This window comes from Kocuria rhizosphaericola, from assembly GCF_044462205.1.
Taxonomy (GTDB): Bacteria; Actinomycetota; Actinomycetes; order Actinomycetales; family Micrococcaceae; genus Kocuria; species Kocuria rhizosphaericola.
Genome location: NZ_JBISWK010000086.1, coordinates 1 through 18,478 on the forward strand (window position 1 = coordinate 1; position 18,478 = coordinate 18,478).

An 18,478-nucleotide genomic window follows, 5' to 3' on the forward strand; every position below is an offset into this window, starting at 1 on the left:
CCCAGGACGGGGGTGGCCGGGGGCCGCGGGCAACGCATCACACCTCACCGCACCACGTGAACAGGGAGCATCATGACCACCACCGATCCATGGATCCACGACCTGACCCGGGTGCACCCCGGGGAGCGGATCGAGGCGTGGGACGAGAACCACCTGCGGCATGCCGGGACCGTGAGCCAGGTGGCAGTCCACCTGGACGTGCTGTGGGTCCGCGAGACCGGCACCGGGATCCCCAAGCTGATCCCCGCCCGGGAGTACCGGCTGCGCCACACCCCGTTCGCCCGAACCACCTGATGCGACCGGTGGCGTGAGGCCCCAGCACGATGTGTGAGACCCGCCCGGCACGTGAACCCCGTGCCGGGCGGGCATCACCATCTCTGCAGGCCACCTACATCTTCACCTTCCCGACCGGGAGCAGCCACCGCATCAGAAGTGGCCTCGGCTCCGCGACCGTTCACCTGCTGCCCGGCCCTGTACGGCCCGGCGTATCCCCGAGACAAGGGGCAATCATCGTGCGAGAAAAGACCGGCCATCGAGGCCGGCACGACAGCGCACGATGCCCCGTGGGCTCGACCCGCCCCGTCGGACCGAGAGAGGTCCCCATGCAACCCGAATCCACCGAGACGGAGCTGACCACGGTCATCGCCTGCATCCGGAACATGCTGCTGTCCCAGGAACACGCCACCGCCGCGGTGCACCAGTTGGCCCAGGTCGCCCGGGACCTCATCCCTTCGGCTGCCGGTGCCGGGGTCTCGCTGCTCGACGACCAGGGCACCCGAACCAGCGCGGGGGCCACCGATCGTCTCGTAGAGGCCGCCGACGTGCTCCAGTACGACCTCGGGCACGGCCCGTGCCTGAGCGCCTGGGCCACCGCGAACCTCCAGCGCATCAACGACACCACCGACGACGACTGCTGGCCCCAGTGGTCGGCAACCGCCGACCGATCGGGGATCCGCTCGATGCTCAGCGTCCCGATGGTCTTCCAGGACCGGTGCCTGGGGGCGATGAAGGTCTACGCCACCGTCGCCCACGCATTCACCGCCCACGAAGAGCAGCAGCTGGGCCTGCTGGCCGCAACGGCAGCCACCCTGCTGGGCTCGGCTCAGTCCACGGACGCTCCGCAACGGCTCAGTGCCGCGCTGCAGGCCGGCTTGGAGGATCGACAGGCGATCGATCGGTCCACCGGAATGCTGATGGAACAACGGGCCACCGACCCGGACGACGCCCACTCCGTGCTGCTCACGGCCGCCCGAGCCCAGGACCGTCCCATGGCCGAGGTCGCCCGCCAGATCCTGGCGCGCCACCCGGACCCGGAGAACTGAGGCCCGGTGGTGGATCACGACGAGGTCGGGGCGGAACAAGCTCGCCTGCTGCGCGAGGTCATCGGCCGGGCCGGCATCGAGGGAAAACAGCTGTGGTTCCACTATTTCACCCTCGGTGGCAATGCCGGGCAGATCGAGGTCGAGGCCTAACTGCACCACTGCCTGGGCCTGCCCACCCTGCAACGCGACCTGCTGACCCAGGCCGCCAACGAACTCATCGACCAGCAACCTCCGTTGCGGGCCCCCTACACCTCCGAGCTGCTCGACCGCGAGGACTCCGAAGGCACAGAATGAACATCCCTTCCGTCGGTGCTTGCATCCCACTCTCCGGAAACGGTGCCAAGCAGACCTTGGCCAGCGCGGCCAAGGGCGGCTCCGTCCCTTCGCTTTGCAGATGGCCGGTTACAGGTCGTTCTCCAGGGCGACGAGATGCGTGTCGAACGGAAAGAGCCTGAAGCGGGCTCAGCGCCATGGGGCGTGTGGGCGTCGAGGGCGGGCAGGGCTCTTGCGTTCACGGTCCGGTGTCGCCGACGGTCGCCCTTCGCGGTGACCCGTGCAGCATCAGCGCCGCCCCGCTGAGGAGGGACACCGCGGCGGTGAGCACGAGCAGCGCCCCCAGCCCCAGGCCCGGGATCACCACACCGGCGAGGGCCGGGGCTGCGACCGAGGTGAGGGCCCCCACGACCAGGCAGGCCGTGAACGCCGCGCCGGCGCGGTCGGGCACCAGCTCCGCGGTCCAGACCGCCAGCACCGCCGATCCCGTCATGTACCCCACGCCGAAGATGCACGCCGAGACCATCGTCGCGGTCAGGGAGTCGCTGGCCAGCCCGAGGAGCGCCAGCGCCGCACCGACCGTTCCCAGGCACAGCGCGGCGACCCGTGCGCTGCCCATTCGCTGGGCGAGGGTCCCGGTCGCCACGCCCACCATGCCGGTGAGACCGATGGCCGCATACAGCGCCGGGACGGCTGCCGCCGGGAGGCTGCCGCGGTCGAGGGCGTCGGCGGCGTAGGTGAAGTAGATGACGATCACCGCGAAGTAGACGACGGAGTAGGCGCCCGGGACCCGCAGCGCTGCCGCCAGCGAGGAGGTACCGCGCCGTGCGTCCGGGCGTGGGACCGGGCTGGTACGCGGCACCAGGCGCAGGTTCACGATCGCGGCGGCCACCGCGGCGAGGGCGATGCCGGCCCAGACCAGGCGCCAGGAGCCCAGCGCGGCGAACACGGCCAGGCCGCCCAGCAGCAGCAGTCCGCCGCTGGTGCCGGTCGTGATGATCGCCAACGCTCTGGGCTGCTGCCGCAAGGACACGGCACGGGTCACGATGTCGGAGTAGGGGGCCCAGACCCAGCCGCCGGCGCTGCCGGCCAGGACGACGCCGACGGCGAGCACTCCGGGGGACTGCGCAACCGTCACGATCACCGATCCCAGAACGCCGCAGGCCCCGCCCACGGTCGTCGGCGCGCGCGACCCGTGGCGAGCGGCGAGCGGGCCCGCGAGCAGCAGGCCGGCCAGGTAGCCCGCGAACGTTGCGCTGGCGACCAGGCCGAGCACCAGCTCGGAGAGCCCCAGGTCTTCCCGGATGTCGGGCAGTGTCAGACCGTAGGCGTAGCGGGCCATGCCGAAGGCGACCCCGACCACCGCCGCTCCGGCCAGGCCGATGCGGTTGCCCGCGGAGAGTGTCATGGATGTCCCTTCATTGCGCGGCGCGCACCGGGGCCGCTGCCGGCCTCAGCGACATCGGCGCCACGATGCGCTCGGCCTGGGTGTTCATCGGTGTACTGCGGTGAAAGAACCGGAGAGCAGCTCGTGCCCTCGGCCCGGACTCGAGGCTGTTCCGATGGCTCATCAGCGTTCCGGTGTGGCGCCGGACCGCACCACAGCTCCGAATGCGAAGAGCCGATGTGCCCGGAGGTGACCGGGCCGATCCGGAAAGTCTCGGTGAACCGGGGCAGGTAGAGCCCGTAGCCGAAGCGCGCCAGCCCATAGGTCGCCGCAAACAACGCCATGCCGCCGACCACCAGGGCTCGCATCGCACCTCTCCCGGAACCACTACCAGAACGCTCGTCACACTACACCAAAACGCTCGTTCTGAAACGGTTGTTCCTCCACCGGTGTGTTGACCGCCGCCCAGCGAACTCCTGGGCACGGGTGCTCCAGGCGGCTGCTCGCCGTGTTCGACGCCCTGGCCTCCTACCGGTCCGAGCAGTACCACCCGTCACGCGGGTGCGCCTTCCTGACCGCCGCCACCGAGCTTCCCGAGGCCGCGGAGGAGATCGGTGACGTCCTGGCCGTCTTCCTCCGAGGCTTCCCCCGGCCACCGGTCTTCGACCCCCAGAGCACCGAGGATGGGCACCGGAGACCAGGGTGCTTCCGGTCCTCGCCGCGACCTGCGTCGGGGCTTCGCCCGCACCTCGTCAGTGTCTTCCGCTTGACCCGCCGCCTCGGTTTGTTCGTCCGCGGGTTTCTGCCCGGGCGCGGTGCCGAGTGTGGCCGTGGCAGGGTCAGGTGCCGACCACCAGCACCGAGCAGTGAGCCTGGGAGACCAGCGCGGAGCTCACCGAGCCCAAGATCGTCCCCAGTACCCCACCGGTCCCGCGACGGCCCACGACCAGAGGCCGGACGGTCCTGCTCTGCTCGATGAGCTGCTCCGCCGCCCGCCCGCGCAGCAGGCGGTCAGATTCGTCGGTGGCTGCTCACCGAAGACCTCCGTGATCGTGGCCTGCAACGCCTTCTCGCCACCGGCACGGACGGTCTCCGTGTCGATGGAGAAGTAGCCCTCGTAGCACTGCAACGGGTCCGACCAGCACACGATGGCCTCCAACGGGGCACCCAGGACCTGGGACAGCTCTGCCGCGACCCGGAAGGCTTCCTTGGCGTCGTCCCAGCCGTCCACGCCCCACCATGATGCGCTCACCCGGAGCAGGACCGGCCGGTGTCCGGCTCATGCGGTGTTGCCCGTTCCGGTTGCGGTGTCGGCTGTTCCGGCTGCGGTGTTGCCCGTCTCTGCGCGGGTGACCGGGATCTTCCGGGGGGCCTGCTGCTGGGTCTGGTCGCGGAGGGGCGCGCGGACCTCGAGCACCCCGTCGGCGTAGGACGCTCTGATGTCCTCCTCCTTGGTGCCTTCGGGCAGGGGCAGAGTGCGGACGAAGGACCCGTAGCGGATCTCCGAACGGTAGCTGCGCTTGTCCTTGTGCTCGGACTGCTCGCGTTTCTCCGCCCTCAGACGCAACGTGTCGTTGACCACGGCCAGTTCCACGTCATGGTCCGGATCGATTCCAGGCAGCTCCGCCCTGATCACCACGGTGTCGCCGTCCTGGTACTCTTCGACCCGCGGCCAGGCCACCTCGAGCTCCGCGCCGGCTCCCATGAGGCGGCGAACGGGGTCCAGCAGGTCGAAGACGTCCCGGCGTATCAGAGAATCCATCACAACGCTCCTCTCCAAGAAGTGCCGCCGACGACGGTGCCCGGCTCGTGCGGGCAGGTCGGGGCACCACCCACGGTAGACACACCCCGAAGAGGGCAGAAGACCAGGACGGGACGGTGTCTCAACCATGACCTGCTGGCCTCGACCCAGACCGAAGCAGGCCCCCGCCATGGCGCGGAACACAGTGCTCGGCACGTCCCCGTTCGTCCGCGGCCCCTTGTCAGATGTACACGTATGTGGCGTCCCTTTCGCACACTGTTGCGCCGGACCTTGCCGCGAGGATCCATCGGGGAGGACTCCGGTGGGCACCGGAGAAGTCCGGTGTCCCTCCCACCAAGAGGGACGGCGTCCACAGGCCGGAGCACCACGCGCAGGGGAGCGCCGGCGGGTTCTCTGACGAATCCTGGTGGGCACCGTGGTGGGTGGGGTCTGTTCAACGGCGCAGACGCCCCACCCTTCCACAGCCACCGGCCCCGCAGGCCGTGTGCCGACTGTGCCGATGAAACCCCTCGACGGAGAAGGACGCCGGCCATGGCAGGCATGCACGGCAGGTCGCCCTGGTCACCGGAGCGGCCCGCGGCATCGCGTGACCGAGGAGGTGGGGCGATCGTCAACATCTCGTCCATCGCCGGGCTGCACGGGTACGAGCGGATCCCGGCCTGCACGGCGGCGAAGTTCGGGGTGCGCGGGCTGACCAAGGCCGCGGCCCTGGACCTGGCTGCTGAGGGGATCCGGGTCAACGCGGTGCTGCCCGGGTCCGTCCGCACCTCGATGACCGAGGGCATGGAACCGGACACCACCCACGTGGCCACCGCCCGGTCCAGGTCACCGAGGACGCCCCGGACCGGGGCCAGCTCTGTCCAGAGGAGGAAGGCCGGTCCATGGCCGACGAACTCGGCATCGTGGTCCACATCGATCTGGACGGCCCACATGTGCTCCTGGAGAACACCGGGTGCCGGGCGCGCGCAGTGTGCCCTGTACCCGGTGATCCGTCGGGCCCGGCTGATCGACGGCGGCGTGCCCGTCACCGTTGATCTGCGTCGAACCCACCAGCGCGCCGACGAGGCGGCTGTCTCCCGGGTGGTCGTCCGGGAGCCAGGGCACCGGGGGACTTGGCGTTCCACGGTGGAGGACATGACCCCGGGAGATCCAGAGGATGCAGGCGTGCTCGTGTCCCCACCCAGGCATGCGGAAATCCGTGCGGGCGGCCTCCTGAGTTCAAGGCACCGCCGCGGATGTGCATGTGCCGGCCTGGGGCGGTGGCCGGTGCGGGCACTCCCGTGCCCGGGGTCGGGTCAGATGAGCCCGAGCTGCAGAGCCATGCCCATCAGGTCGTCGTAGCGGTGCTCCCCGACGATCAGCTCGTCCTCGCCCACGCGGCTGGAGACCGCCATGGGGATCGAGATCCGGTAGCCGGTGGGCGGGACCTGGCCGGTGGGCATCAGCATCGGCCCGGTGGTGCGTGCCCAGGGACAGCAGTCGCATCACGGCCTGGGGTCGTCCACGAACAGCTCCTCCAGTTCCAGCATGATTTCGGCATCCCGGTCAGGATCTTCTCCGCGTCCTGTCGGACGGCCCCTCTGCCGTGCAGAGGTTCCGGCGCCGCCGGGTCGTGGACGATGGCGTCCTGGGCGTAGAAGGAGGCGTACGTCGCAGGCCCGTGACCAGCGACGGCTGCCTGTCATCCACCACCTGGTGCAGTCGTTGTCCCCGTAGCCAGCCACGTGGGCGTCCACGGATCTCCGCACCAGCCGCTGGTGCCGGGCCGAACGTCTGTCGTGATGCGGGTCGAGGACTGCGGCTCGAAGGGGTCCCTTCAGTGGCGCACGATCAGGACCGGGCAGTGGGCGTGGGCGACCAGCGCGGAGCTCACCGAGCCCAGGACCATGCCGAGCACCCCGCCGACACCGCGGCGTCCGAGCACCAGCATCCGGGCGTTCTTGCTCTCTTCGACGAGCAGCTCGGCCGGGCGCCCGTGCAGCAACCGGGTGCTCAGCTGCACCGGGCGGTCCTGACCGAAGACCTCCTCGAGGGTGTTCTCGAGCATGCGCTGAGAGTCGGCGTGGAACGCCTCGGGTTTCAGCTCCGGGATGGTCCTGTTGGTGGCCGCGTACAGGGTGGGGTCATGCCAGCAGGAGATCGCCTCCAAGGGGGCGTCGAGTGCCTGCGCCAGGCGGGCTCCCTCCCGCAATGCCTCCTTCGAGGAGTCGGATCCGTCCACGCCCACGATGATGCGGTCGCCGGTGGGGGTCTTGGTCGGGGTGTCGCTCATGGCGTTCCTCCTGTGCAGTGGCGGGTCAGTGCCGGGTCACCGGGATCTTCGTGGTGGCCCGCAGGTGCAGGGTGTCGTTGACGACGGTGAGCTCCACATCCTTGTCCGAGGTGATCCTGTCCGGGTCGATGACGGGCAGCTCCGCCCGGATCACCGTGGTGGTCCTGTGCTGGACCTCCTTCACCCGCCGCCACGTCGTCTCCGGATCTGCCTCTGAGAGACGACGAAGGGGCTCGATCATGCCCAAGGCTTCCCTGCGCATCGAACCAGACATGACCTGACTCCTCGTGGCGAACTGATCGGGATCGGCCCGCCTGACCGGTGTGCTCGGTGCATGTGCGCCCCGACACCGGGCTCGGGCGCTGCACGTGGACACTTCCACGGTAGGCATCCGCAGCCGGTGGGGTAAGGCCTGCCACTGACGAGCGATTTCGTGACGCACTCGGTGGAGGACCGGCAGCACCGTCCCGGCTGCCACCGGAGCGGTGTGGTGCTGATCGTGGGCGTCCTCGAGCTCGGCCAGGCGCACCCTGCGGCGGGTCGGGGCGGCATGGACCGATTCGGGCGGGCGCCCCTCTCCGGCCCTGCCGTGGCCAGGGGGTGGTCCGGGGACAGTGACGGCACCCCTGGCCCGGGAGAAGGCAGGAGTGGCGGCGCCGCACCGGGGCGCAGGGTGCACGCCCGGCACCGTCAGGCAACGGGGCGGTGGGCATTGCGGACGGTGTGGAGGCCGGCACCGTGGACGACGTGGCAGTCGGTGATCCGGTAGCGGACAGCCCGGTTCACCTGCATCGACCTGCTCCCGTGAGCAGTGGCCGGGGCCTGCGCCACACGTCGTCATCTGGTCGACGCCGTCGTTCACGGCGCTCTGGTTCTCCCGGGGGAGGAGCGGAACGCCCTGGCGCCGGTCGCCGACGAGCTCATGGTCCACCTGGCCAGGGTCCCGGCCCCTTGCTGCGGCCAGTTGCGGGGCCCGCCCAGGCCGGCTCACCAGCACCGCCGACGGTGAGTGGAGCCGCAGGGGATCCCCGGGCGACCATCCATCGCACGTGCTCCGGCGGGCGGCGCTCCGCCTTCACCGCCGTCCAGATCGGCATCGCTGTCCGTTCGAGGAAGTCGAGCGGAAATCGTCATGGGTGGCGACTGATCCGCCGGTGCCGATTCCCACCGGGGCTGGAAGAGCAGCACCGACGATCCGTGTCCGGCCCTGTCCACAAACCGCAGGGATCGACGGGCATGGTCCTCGCCGGGGTGGTTCTGACCTCGTCGCGGTCCCTCGCCCTCGCCGTCGGTCCCGGACCACTCCTGCTCGTCGGCGGGCATGGCGTTGCAGTGCCAGGACGTCTGTCGAGGGGTGCAGGGAGAACCAGCACGATTGCCGGCACGGACCCTTGTGATTCGGTCTCGACCGAGGATCCGGTGCAGTTCTCAGCGCTTCTCGACGGCGGAGCGGAACGGCTCAGGAGCTCGCGACGAAGGGGGAGTGGTGCTCGTGGGCGATCAGCCACTGACCCCCGTGCTCCACGAACACCACGGTCGAACGGGTCCGGCCGGCGACAGGTCGACCGTGCAGTCCCAGACGAAGACCCCTGTCGCGATGGCCACGGGGCCGAACACGTCGATCCGGAGACCGTCGAAGCCGACGTGGAGGTCCTCCACGGCCGCGAACTGCTCGGCCTCCCTGCGCGCGCTCGTCTCGGCGTCCTGCCGGTCCAGCGGCTCCGCGTCGTCGAACTTCGTGAACTTGGGGCCGTCCAGGTGGTAGCTCGCCAGCCGGTCGAAGTCCTTCCCGATCACGGCGTCCAGGATCTCCTCGATCCGTGCGGCCACTGCCTCCTGCGAGGACTCGAAGGTGTCCGCGACGATGTCCGTGTCCATGTGGACCCCCTGGTGTCGGTGCTGGAAGGCCGGTGATCGCGACGAGGCTCGCACGCGGTGAGCCGCTCGGCCCGGGTGTCACCCTCCATGGTCCTCCCGTTCGGCGCCGTGGGGAAAGATCGCCGAAGATGTCGCGGCGGGATGTCGAGATTCGGCGGGCGGTTCCGTCCTCGGGGTGAAGACGGCCACAATGGGCCGTACCGCAGCAAGGAGGACATCATGGCCAAGTACCTGTTGCTCAAGCACTACCGCGGCGCGCCGGCAGCGGTCAACGACGTGCCGATGGACCGGTGGACGCCGGAGGAGGTCTCGGCGCACGTGCGGTACATGGAGGACTTCGCCGAGAACCTCAAGGGCACCGGTGAGTTCGTCGACGCGCAGGCGCTGTCCCCGGAGGGCTCGTTCGTCCGCTACGACGGCGAGGGGCGGCCGCCGGTCACCGACGGCCCGTTCGCGGAGACCAAGGACCTCGTCGCCGGCTGGATGGTGATCGACGTGGACTCCTACGAGCGGGCGCTCGAGCTGGCCGGTGAACTCTCCGCGGCCCCGGGTGCGGGCGGGGAGCCGATCCACGAGTGGCTCGAGGTGCGACCGTTCCTGACCGCGCCGCCGACCATCACGGAGTGACCCACGGTGGACGAGGCGCTGCTGCGGACCCTCACCCCCACCGTGATCGGGATCCTCGTCCGCCGTGGAGCCGATTTCGCGGCGGCCGAGGACGCCGTGCAGGACGCCCTGGTCGAAGCGGTGCGCGTGTGGCCGGAGGACCCGCCGCGGAACCCGAAGGCCTGGCTGGTCACCGTGGCCTGGCGCAAGTTCCTCGACGCCGCCCGCGCGGACGCCTCCCGGCGCCGGCGCGAGCTCCGGGTCGAGGACGAGCCCGCGCCCGGCCCGGGCGCGACGGCGGACGACACGCTCCAGCTGTACTTCCTGTGCGCGCACCCCTCCCTGGCACCGGCCTCGGCGGTCGCGCTCACCCTGCGCGCGGTCGGCGGTCTGACCACGCGTCAGATCGCGCAGGCCTACCTCGTGCCCGAGGCGACCATGGCCCAGCGGATCAGCCGGGCCAAGCGGACCGTCTCGGGCGTCCGGTTCTCCCGGCCCGGTGACCTCGCCACGGTGCTGCGCGTGCTCTACCTCGTCTTCAACGAGGGCTACTCGGGCGACGTCGACCTCGCCGCCGAGGCGATCCGGCTCACCCGCCGGTTGGCGGCCGGGATCCAGCACGAGGAGGTGGCGGGACTGCTCGCGCTCATGCTGCTCCACCACGCACGGCGCCCGGCCCGGACCCGGTCCGGCGGCCGCCTCGTTCCGCTCGCCGAGCAGGACCGCGGCCTGTGGGACACCCGCCTGATCGCCGAGGGCGTCGAGGTGCTGCAGGCGGCCCTCGCTCGCGGCCGCCTGGGCGAGTACCAGGCCCAGGCGGCCGTCGCCGCGCTCCACGCCGATGCCCGCACGGCAGCGGAGACGGACTGGTCGCAGATCGTCGAGTGGTACGACGAACTCGTGCGGCTCACCGACAGCCCGGTGGCCCTGCTCAACCGTGCCGTCGCGCTCGGCGAGGCCGAGGGCCCACGATCCGGTCTGGCCGCCCTCGCGGACCTCGACCCCGCCCTGCCCCGGTACACCGCCGCCGCGGCGTACCTGCACGAGCGCGACGGCGACCCCGTGGCCGCGGCACAGCTCTACGCCGAGGCAGCCCGGTCGGCGCTCAGCGTCCCCGAGCGCGAGCACCTCGCGCGGCAGGCCGCACGGCTCAACGCTGGACTCCGCGGCTGAGCGGCCGGACCTGGGACCGTCAGGAGCCCTGTGGTTCCGCTGCTTCCTCCGGGTGCTCACCGGTGAGGACGCCGGTGCTGGCCAGGCGCTCGGCCACGTCCCGCAGCTTGGTGTTCGTCTGGGAACTGGCGGTGGTGAGGATGACGAACGCCTCGTGGGGCGTGATCTTGAACCGCTCCATGAGCACGCCCTTCGCCTGGCCGATGAGGTCCCGGGTGGCCAGCGCCTCGTGGAGGTGGCCGACCTGCTGGGCGGCGGAGAGGGCCACCGCGGCGTGGGCCGCCACCAGCAGGCCGATCTCCTCGGACTCCTCGGTGAAGGCGTCGAAGTCGGCTCCGTAGACGTTGAGCGCCCCGAGCACGTCGCCGTCGGTGTAGAGCTGGAAGGCGAGCATCGACGTGGCCCCCGCGTCGAGGGCGGCCGGAGCGAACCGGGGCCACCGGTCCTCGTGGCGGAAGTCGGGCACGCGCACGATCCGCTCCTCGTAGGCCGCGTCCATGCAGGGCCCCTCACCGGTGTCCTCCTGCAGTCGGTCCACCGTGCGGGGCAGCTCGCCCGAGGCGGCCCGGGACTCGATGCCCCGCCGTCGCCGGGCGACCGAGATCGAGGCCTCCGCCACCCCGGGGATGAGGTCCAACGCGGCGTGGACCATGGCCTCGAGCGTGCCCTGGACATCGTCCTCCACCTGCAGGGTGCGGGCCAGGTCGCTCAGCCGCTGGGCCAGGTCGGCTTCCACGATCTCCGCCCGGTCCTCGCCGGGGGTCGTCGTGGTAATTTGCCCGAAATCCGTGCTCATCCCACCAGTCTCCCCCTCCACGCGTCCGGGGGCACCTGAATCGGAAAACAATTTGCTGCCGGGAAGGCCGGTGCGGGACCGGGTTCGACCGTGACGCGGTGTCGGCCGAAGGGCGTCGTGGACACCGGCGGTCCACAGGCGCACGATGGAGTTCCACACCGCAGGAGGAGCCATGGGCGAGGTCGGCCGACAGGCCACGAGGGCGGCCGGCGCCGCGGACGACGCGACGGACTCCCGAGGGTTCCTCCTCGCGGCACGTGCCGGCTACGTGGCGGCGGGGCTGCTGCACATCATGATCGGGGTCATCGCCCTGCGCGTCGCCACCGGCGGATCGGGCTCCGCGGACCAGTCCGGCGCGGTCGCAGCGCTCGCCGGCAGCCCCGGCGGCACGGTCCTGCTGTGGGCGTGCTTCCTGGGCTGCGCGGCGCTCGCCGTCTTCCTGTTCAGCGAGGTGTTCTTCGGCGCGACGCAGCGCTCGGACCGGGAGCGGTTGAAGCACCGCGTCAAGATGGGCGGCCAGGCGGTCGTCTACGGTGCCATCGGGGCCGTGTTCGGGACCTACGCGCTCGGGGGCTCGAGCGACAGCAGCCAGTCGACGCAGTCGCTCAGCGCCCGGCTCATGGCGCATCCGGCCGGCATGGTGCTCCTGATCGCCGTGGGACTGGGCCTCGTCGTCGCCGGTGTGTTCTTCGTCCACCGGGGCCTGACCCGGTCCTTCCAGGAGAACCTGAAGAGCCTGCCGGCCGGCACGGCCGGATCGGCCGTCGTCTGGCTGGGCACGGCCGGCTACGTGGCGAAGGGCGTGGCCCTGGGCGTGCTCGGGGTGCTCTTCGTCGTGGCCACGGTGCAGAGCGACCCGGAGCAGTCGACGGGTCTGGACGGTGCGCTCAAGTCCCTCCAGGAGCAGCCCTTCGGGGCGTGGATCCTCGGGGCCGTCGCCCTGGGGCTCGTCTGCTACGGGGTGTTCATGGTGGTCCGGGCCAAGTACCAGCGGATGTGACGACGTCCTCGGGGGACGGCGCCGGGGCGGCCGAGGATGCTGATCGGCCTTCGCCGGCCGCGGCACGAGGCATAGAATGGTCCTATCCGCATCGCGGTCACCGGGGGGACGCCATGTCTGAAGAGCAGCACACCGTCAACGAGGACACGCCGTCGTCGGGCTACCGCCTGCTGGACCGGCTGAACCAGATCGCCCTCAGGGTCTACGGGGCGGCCGATCGGGTCCCGCAGGAGACCCACGGCGCCGAGGAGAGCGAACGGGCCCACGCCTGGTACGAGGAGTGCCAGAAGCACTTCGTGATCGAGAAGGACGAGCACGGCAACGAGTACCTCTACCACCGTGACGACTCCCGCGGCGGTCCCCGGGCCGGGACCTCCCGCAACTGACGGCCCGGCCCTCGGACGGCGGCGGACCGGGGCTCAGCGCATCTCGCGCAGCGCGTCGACCAGCGGGGTGGTGTGCCGGCCGAGCAGCCGCGACAGGTCCCCGGTGACGAGGTCCAGGGCGCCGTCCTCGATGTTGGCGTCCAGGGCCACCAGGAACCGCGCGGTGCTCTCGTCCACGCCGGTCCGCTCCAGCTCCGCCAGGTGCTGCCCGGGCGTGAGGCGGCGGTAGGTCACCTCCCGGTCCAGGACCTCGGTGAGCGCCGCGGCGAGCTCGTCGAAGCTCCACGCCACGTCCCCGGAGAGCTCGTAGGTCTGCCCCGAGTGGCCGTCCTGGGCGAGGACCGCGGCGATCGCCTCCGCGTAGTCCTCGCGCGTGGCGCTGGCCACCCGGCCGTCCCCGGCACTGGCCAGGACCACGCCGGTGGTCTCCGCGTGCCGCAGGGCCGGCTCGAAGTTCTCGGTGTACCAGCCGTTGCGCAGGATCGTGTAGGGGAGCCCGGAGTCGGCGATGGCCTGCTCCGTGGCCAGGTGCTCGTCCGCGAGCAGCAGCTTCCCGCGGTCGGCGCCGAGGGCACTGGTGTAGACGAGGCGGGAGACCCCGGCCCGGACGGCGGCGTCCACCGCGTTCCGGTGCTGGGGCACCCGCCGGCCCACCTCGCTGCTGGAGATCAGCAGGACCGTGTCCGCCCCGGCGAAGGCCTCGTCGAGGGTCGCGGGGTCGGTGTAGTCGATCCGGACCGTGGCGAGGTCCAGCTCCCGGAGGGCCCCGAGCTTGTTCTCGTTGCGGCCGGCGGCCACGAGGTCGGGCAGCTGCACGTCCAGTCGCAGGAGGGAGCTGATGACGTGGCGGCCCAGCTGGCCGGTGGCGCCGGTGATGACGATGGACACGGTGTTCCTCTCGACGGGGCCCGCGGGGTCCGGTGGATCCCGCCGGGCGCGGCGGTGTGCCCTGTGCAACGGGCGGCGCCCGCGGGGTATTTCCCGCGTCCGCCGCGGGTCTGACCGCCTCGGGTCCTGCCCGGGTCCGGTGTCCGGGGCGGTTTTCGGCCGGTCAGGGGCGGGCGCCGGCGGAACCCCGGTTCCGGACGGTGAGGTGGAGCCGGTGCGCCGTGATGACCAGCGCCAGCCACGCGGCACCCAGGGTCTGGGCGACGAGCACGTCGGTGAACCAGTGGTGGCCCAGGTACACCCGGCTCAGCGCCATGCTGACCGCGAAGGCCGCCGCGGCGGCGATCGTCAGGATCCGGGCCAGGCGGGCGCGCTGCCGCACGACCAGCAGGTAGGCCACGATGCCGGCGATGACGAACGAGTTCAGGGAGTGGCCGCTGGGGAAGGACGCCGAGTGCTCGTAGGGCGGGACGGCGTCCGCCAGGTCCGGGCGGGCGCGTCCGATGAGGGGCTTGCCCGCCGTGGTCATCAGCAGGGAGCCCACGGCGGCCACCGTGATCAGCACGACCGGGGTCCAGGACCGCCGGACGAGGGCGAGGGCCACCATGACGGTCACCGTCAGGATCGGCATGCCGATCACCCCGCCCACGTGCGTGTAGGCGGTCACGAGCGCGTCGAGCGGGGGCGAGCGCACCGACATCGCCGTCTCCAGCAGGGGCTCGTCCAGCACCGCGGCGTCGTCCTGGTCCATGACGGACTCGTAGACCTCCGCCGAGGCGACCGTCATGGTCACCGCGATGCCCAGGCCGACAGCGAGCGGGACGAGGAGCGCCGCGTGGGGGCCGAGCCGCCGGGCCAGCCACCGGACGCACCGGACCAGGAGCTGCCCGAGGCGGGTCGGCCAGGTGGTGAGGTCCTGCTCACCCGCGAACCGGTCGTCGTGGCTGCCGGTCCGCCGTGGCTCGTCGGTCACGCTGTCCTCCTGTTCCCGGGCCCGGGCCGCCGGTACGACGGAGACTCACGGGGCGCCTGTGGAACGAGCCTACGGCGTCCCGCGCACCGGCCGATCGCCTCCGGAGGAACCCCGGCTCCGTGTCCGGGGCGGCGCGTAGCCTGGTGCCATGAGCCTCGCCCAGAAGATCAACCGTGTCGTCGCCCCCTTCGAGGTCATCTCCGACTACGTGCCCGCGGGCGACCAGCCCAAGGCCATCGAGGAGCTCGCCTCGAGGATCGAGGCGGGGGAGAAGGACGTCGTGCTGCTCGGCGCCACCGGCACCGGCAAGTCCGCGACCGCCGCGTGGCTCATCGAGCGCGTCCAGCGGCCCACCCTGGTCATGGTGCAGAACAAGACGCTCGCCGCGCAGCTCGCCAACGAGCTGCGGGAGCTGCTGCCCAACAACGCCGTCGAGTACTTCGTGTCCTACTACGACTACTACCAGCCCGAGGCCTACGTCCCGCAGACGGACACCTTCATCGAGAAGGACTCCTCCATCAACGAGGAGGTCGAGCGGCTGCGGCACTCGGCGACCAACGCCCTGCTGACCCGGCGCGACGTCGTCGTGGTCGCCACCGTGTCCTGCATCTACGGTCTGGGCACCCCCGAGGAGTACGTGGAGCAGATGGTCACCCTGCGCCGGGGGCAGGAGATGGACCGTGACGAGCTGCTGCGCCGGTTCGTGAACATGCAGTACGCCCGCAACGACGTCGACTTCCACCGCGGCACGTTCCGCGTGCGCGGGGACACCGTGGAGATCATCCCGATGTACGAGGAGCACGCGGTCCGCGTGGAGTTCTTCGGCGACGAGATCGAGTCCATCTACACCCTGCACCCGCTCACCGGGGAGATCATCCGGGAGGAGACCGAGATGTACGTCTTCCCGGCCTCCCACTACGTGGCCGGCGCGGACCGGATGGCCCGGGCCGTGAAGGCCGTCGAGGACGAGCTCGCGGCGCGGCTGAAGGAGCTGGAGTCGCAGAACAAGCTCGTCGAGGCCCAGCGGCTGCGCATGCGCACCACGTACGACCTCGAGATGATGGAGCAGATGGGCTACTGCAACGGCATCGAGAACTACTCGCTGCACATCGACGGCCGCCCCCGCGGGTCCGCCCCGCACTGCCTCATCGACTACTTCCCGGACGACTTCCTGCTGGTGGTCGACGAGTCCCACGTGACCATCCCGCAGATCGGCGGCATGTACGAGGGCGACATGTCGCGCAAGCGCACGCTGGTGGAGCACGGCTTCCGGCTGCCCTCCGCGATGGACAACCGCCCGCTGAAGTGGGCCGAGTTCCTGGAGCGGATCGGCCAGACCGTCTACCTCTCGGCCACGCCGGGCAAGTACGAGCTCTCCCAGGCGGACGGCTACGTGGAGCAGATCATCCGGCCCACGGGCCTGGTGGACCCCGAGGTGATCGTCAAGCCCACCAAGGGGCAGATCGACGACCTCCTCGACGAGATCAACCTGCGGGTGGAGCGGGACGAGCGCGTGCTCGTCACCACCCTCACCAAGCGCATGGCCGAGGACCTCACCGAGTACCTCATGGAGCACGGGGTCAGGGTCCAGTACCTGCACTCCGACGTCGACACCCTCCGCCGCGTGGAGCTGCTGCGGGAGCTGCGGATGGGCACGTTCGACGTCCTCGTCGGCATCAACCTGCTCCGCGAGGGCCTGGACCTGCCCGAGGTCTCCCTCGTGGCCATCCTCGACGCGGACAAGGAGGGCTTCCTGCGCTCGACGACGTCCCTCATCCAGACGATCGGCCGCGCCGCCCGCAACGTCTCCGGGCAGGTGCACATGTACGCGGACCGGATCACCGACTCGATGGCCACGGCGATCGACGAGACGAACCGGCGCCGGGAGATCCAGGTCGCCTACAACACGGAGCACGGGATCGACCCGCAGCCGCTGCGGAAGAAGATCGCGGACATCACCGACCAGCTCCAGCGCGAGGAGGAGGACACCCGGGAGCTGCTCGCCCGGCGTGCCGCCGCCGGCAAGAAGACCGCGCCCACCGGGGGGAAGGGCGGGCGGGCGGCCGTTGCGGCCGCGGAGGACAAGCTGCGCCAGGACGGGTTCACGGCCGCGCCCGCGGAGGACCTCGTGGACCTCATCGCGCAGATGACGGAGCAGATGCAGGCCGCGGCCCAGGAGCTGCAGTTCGAGCTCGCCGCGCGGATCCGCGACGAGCTCTCCGACCTCAAGAAGGAGCTGCGGCAGATGCAGCAGGCGGGGCACGCCTGAGCCCGCCGTGGGCGGTGGAGAGACGTGCGGCTCGTCGTGACGCCCCGGTCCGTCCCACTCCTCGGACGAGGCCGGCCCGCGGGCTCACCCGTCGTCCGGCGAAAGAACGCGCGCGCGCGCAGCTGCCCGCGTGGTTCGAGACCGGCTCCTTCGTCGTTCCCGGCTGTATCCTCCTCCTCGACCTGATCGTGGCCTTCATCGGCGTCGAGCTCGTCCTGCACGCCCTGCACGAGAACGAGGTGCCGTTCATCAACGGCGGCGAGCACATCGGGCGGGCCCCTGGAATCCCCACGTTCGTGTCCCCGGGCGTGATCGTGGCAATCATCGTGGTCGCCACGATCGCGTCGATGATCAGCCCCGAGGGGCGCTCCGCCCATGCGGCCGCGGAGCTGCACCGGGCCACCGAGACCTGTCGCAGACCGGGCGCCGAGCCGTCACGGGCGGCCCGCCCTCCGGGGCCGGTGAGCGTGCGAAGGACCGGGGCGACCGGCGGGCCGGGCCCTGCGCGCGGGACGGGGCGAACGGCTGTATAGACTGTGCTCAGCCTAGGGGAGTATCCCTCAGCGCTGTGGACGTCAGCACGTCGGGTGCCTCCTCCCGGCCGGACGCAGCGGCCGGGACCAGCAGAACGGACCGGAACGGTCCCGCTGGGACGGCGGAGAGACTTACGGCTGTCCCGTACTCGACCCCGAAAGCAGAACCATGGAAGTTTCACTCACTGTCTGGATCGTCACGATCGCGGCCATCGTCGGCCTGTTGCTCTTCGACTACGTGTTCCACGTGCGCAAGGCGCACGAGCCCCAGTTGAAGGAAGCCGCGATCTGGTCGGCGATCTACGTCGGCATCGCCCTCCTGTTCGGCCTGTACGTCCTGTTCCAGTGGGGCGGGCTGTACGCCGGGGAGTACTACGCCGGGTACATCACCGAGAAGGCCCTGTCGGTCGACAACCTCTTCGTCTTCCTCATCATCATGGCCTCCTTCAAGGTCCCCCGTGCGGACCAGCAGAAGGTCCTGCTCTTCGGCATCACCTTCGCCCTGATCGCCCGCACCGCCCTGATCTTCGTGGGCGCGGGGCTGATCAACCAGTTCGCCTGGGTCTTCTACCTGTTCGGCCTCATCCTGCTGCTGACGGCCGGGTCCCTGATCAAGGGCGAGCTCTCGGACTCGGCCCACGACGAGGCCGACAACTTCATCATCCGCACCGCCAAGCGCTTCATGCACACCTCGGACGAGTACGACGGCGACAAGCTGTTCACGATCGAGAACGGCAAGAAGGTCATGACGCCGATGCTGCTCGTGATGGTGGCCATCGGCGGCACCGACGTCCTCTTCGCCCTGGACTCGATCCCCGCGATCTTCGGCCTCACCCAGCAGACCTACCTGGTGTTCACCGCCGTGGCGTTCTCGCTGATGGGCCTGCGCCAGCTGTACTTCCTCATCGACGGGCTGCTGGACCGGCTCATCTACCTCTCCTGGGGCCTGGCGATCATCCT

21 protein-coding genes and 1 pseudogene are annotated in these 18,478 nt (G+C 70.7%); 11 read left to right on the forward strand and 11 right to left on the reverse strand.

What is annotated here, in order from left to right; translation table 11 throughout:
- Nucleotides 1-72: 72 nt before the first annotated feature.
- The 3 genes from ACH9D2_RS08975 (at nt 73) to ACH9D2_RS08985 (ending at nt 1,472) form a co-directional block, all read left to right on the forward strand.
- A complete protein-coding gene (locus ACH9D2_RS08975; RefSeq protein ID WP_396362497.1) occupies nt 73-294 on the forward strand; it encodes a hypothetical protein in 222 nt (73 codons plus the stop codon).
- Between the two features lie 308 nt (nt 295-602).
- Nucleotides 603-1,322 carry a GAF domain-containing protein gene (locus ACH9D2_RS08980; protein WP_396362498.1) on the forward strand — a complete coding sequence of 240 codons (720 nt, stop codon included), beginning with the start codon at nt 603-605 and terminating at the stop codon, nt 1,320-1,322.
- Nucleotides 1,323-1,328: 6 nt separating this feature from the next.
- On the forward strand, nt 1,329-1,472 hold the full coding sequence (locus tag ACH9D2_RS08985) for a hypothetical protein (protein ID WP_396362499.1): 144 nt from the start codon (nt 1,329-1,331) through the stop codon (nt 1,470-1,472).
- A gap of 361 nt (nt 1,473-1,833) precedes the next feature.
- Here ACH9D2_RS08985 and ACH9D2_RS08990 read toward each other — a convergent pair whose 3' ends face one another.
- The 4 genes from ACH9D2_RS08990 to ACH9D2_RS09005 all read right to left on the reverse strand — a co-directional run bounded on the left by ACH9D2_RS08990 (nt 1,834) and on the right by ACH9D2_RS09005 (nt 4,744).
- A complete protein-coding gene (locus ACH9D2_RS08990; protein ID WP_396362500.1) occupies nt 1,834-3,003 on the reverse strand; it encodes an MFS transporter in 1,170 nt (389 codons plus the stop codon).
- Nucleotides 3,004-3,821: 818 nt separating this feature from the next.
- Nucleotides 3,822-3,926 carry a universal stress protein gene (locus tag ACH9D2_RS08995; protein ID WP_396362501.1) on the reverse strand — a complete coding sequence of 35 codons (105 nt, stop codon included), beginning with the start codon at nt 3,924-3,926 and terminating at the stop codon, nt 3,822-3,824.
- A complete protein-coding gene (locus ACH9D2_RS09000) occupies nt 3,875-4,234 on the reverse strand; it encodes a hypothetical protein (protein ID WP_396362517.1) in 360 nt (119 codons plus the stop codon). Before ACH9D2_RS09000 ends, ACH9D2_RS08995 begins: the two co-directional genes overlap by 52 nt.
- Before the next feature lie 27 nt (nt 4,235-4,261).
- Nucleotides 4,262-4,744 (reverse strand): Hsp20/alpha crystallin family protein, encoded by a 483-nt coding sequence (locus tag ACH9D2_RS09005; RefSeq protein WP_396362502.1) that lies wholly within the window; start codon nt 4,742-4,744, stop codon nt 4,262-4,264.
- A 540-nt stretch (nt 4,745-5,284) separates the two neighbouring features.
- Between ACH9D2_RS09005 and ACH9D2_RS09010 the strand changes: the two genes are divergently transcribed.
- Nucleotides 5,285-6,085 (forward strand): SDR family NAD(P)-dependent oxidoreductase, encoded by an 801-nt coding sequence (locus ACH9D2_RS09010; protein ID WP_396362516.1) that lies wholly within the window; start codon nt 5,285-5,287, stop codon nt 6,083-6,085.
- Here ACH9D2_RS09010 and ACH9D2_RS09015 read toward each other — a convergent pair.
- The 4 genes from ACH9D2_RS09015 to ACH9D2_RS09030 form a co-directional block, all read right to left on the reverse strand.
- The gene (locus ACH9D2_RS09015) at nt 6,040-6,192 is read right to left on the reverse strand and encodes a hypothetical protein (RefSeq protein ID WP_396362503.1); all 153 of its coding nucleotides are present in this window, start codon (nt 6,190-6,192) and stop codon (nt 6,040-6,042) included. The genes ACH9D2_RS09010 and ACH9D2_RS09015 overlap by 46 nt on opposite strands.
- A gap of 368 nt (nt 6,193-6,560) precedes the next feature.
- A complete protein-coding gene (locus tag ACH9D2_RS09020) occupies nt 6,561-7,016 on the reverse strand; it encodes a universal stress protein (protein ID WP_396362504.1) in 456 nt (151 codons plus the stop codon).
- Nucleotides 7,017-7,041: 25 nt separating this feature from the next.
- Nucleotides 7,042-7,290 (reverse strand): hypothetical protein, encoded by a 249-nt coding sequence (locus ACH9D2_RS09025; protein WP_396362505.1) that lies wholly within the window; start codon nt 7,288-7,290, stop codon nt 7,042-7,044.
- A gap of 1,226 nt (nt 7,291-8,516) precedes the next feature.
- Nucleotides 8,517-8,894: a nuclear transport factor 2 family protein gene (locus ACH9D2_RS09030; RefSeq protein WP_396362506.1), complete on the reverse strand. Its 378-nt coding sequence runs from the start codon at nt 8,892-8,894 to the stop codon at nt 8,517-8,519.
- Nucleotides 8,895-9,113: 219 nt separating this feature from the next.
- On the opposite strand from ACH9D2_RS09030, the gene ACH9D2_RS09035 reads away from it, so the two are divergent.
- Together ACH9D2_RS09035 and ACH9D2_RS09040 are read left to right on the forward strand one after the other, a co-directional pair.
- Entirely contained in the window at nt 9,114-9,521 is a 408-nt protein-coding gene (locus ACH9D2_RS09035; protein WP_396362507.1) for a YciI family protein, read from the forward strand.
- 6 nt (nt 9,522-9,527) lie between these two features.
- Nucleotides 9,528-10,673 (forward strand): DUF6596 domain-containing protein, encoded by a 1,146-nt coding sequence (locus ACH9D2_RS09040; protein ID WP_396362508.1) that lies wholly within the window; start codon nt 9,528-9,530, stop codon nt 10,671-10,673.
- 19 nt (nt 10,674-10,692) lie between these two features.
- Here ACH9D2_RS09040 and ACH9D2_RS09045 read toward each other — a convergent pair whose 3' ends face one another.
- The gene (locus ACH9D2_RS09045) at nt 10,693-11,469 is read right to left on the reverse strand and encodes a GAF and ANTAR domain-containing protein (protein WP_396362509.1); all 777 of its coding nucleotides are present in this window, start codon (nt 11,467-11,469) and stop codon (nt 10,693-10,695) included.
- A 172-nt stretch (nt 11,470-11,641) separates the two neighbouring features.
- Between ACH9D2_RS09045 and ACH9D2_RS09050 the strand changes: the two genes are divergently transcribed.
- On the forward strand, nt 11,642-12,469 hold the full coding sequence (locus ACH9D2_RS09050) for a DUF1206 domain-containing protein (RefSeq protein ID WP_396362510.1): 828 nt from the start codon (nt 11,642-11,644) through the stop codon (nt 12,467-12,469).
- Nucleotides 12,470-12,582: 113 nt separating this feature from the next.
- Entirely contained in the window at nt 12,583-12,855 is a 273-nt protein-coding gene (locus ACH9D2_RS09055) for a hypothetical protein (RefSeq protein ID WP_396362511.1), read from the forward strand.
- Between the two features lie 33 nt (nt 12,856-12,888).
- Here the strand turns inward: ACH9D2_RS09055 and ACH9D2_RS09060 are convergent, their stop codons facing one another.
- Nucleotides 12,889-13,743, reverse strand: coding sequence for an SDR family oxidoreductase (locus ACH9D2_RS09060; RefSeq protein WP_396362512.1), 855 nt, complete (start codon nt 13,741-13,743; stop codon nt 12,889-12,891).
- A gap of 163 nt (nt 13,744-13,906) precedes the next feature.
- On the reverse strand, nt 13,907-14,716 hold the full coding sequence (locus tag ACH9D2_RS09065; RefSeq protein ID WP_396362513.1) for a phosphatase PAP2 family protein: 810 nt from the start codon (nt 14,714-14,716) through the stop codon (nt 13,907-13,909).
- Nucleotides 14,717-14,864: 148 nt separating this feature from the next.
- Here ACH9D2_RS09065 and uvrB point away from each other — a divergent pair, with 148 nt between their 5' ends.
- The 3 genes and pseudogenes from uvrB to ACH9D2_RS09080 all read left to right on the forward strand — a co-directional run.
- Nucleotides 14,865-16,985 (forward strand): excinuclease ABC subunit UvrB, encoded by a 2,121-nt coding sequence (gene uvrB, locus ACH9D2_RS09070; protein WP_396362514.1) that lies wholly within the window; start codon nt 14,865-14,867, stop codon nt 16,983-16,985.
- A 176-nt stretch (nt 16,986-17,161) separates the two neighbouring features.
- Nucleotides 17,162-17,518, forward strand: a pseudogene (locus ACH9D2_RS09075) (hypothetical protein); the annotation flags it as partial.
- A gap of 169 nt (nt 17,519-17,687) precedes the next feature.
- The coding region (locus tag ACH9D2_RS09080; RefSeq protein ID WP_396362515.1) for a TerC/Alx family metal homeostasis membrane protein at nt 17,688-18,478 on the forward strand (791 nt) is incomplete at its 3' end.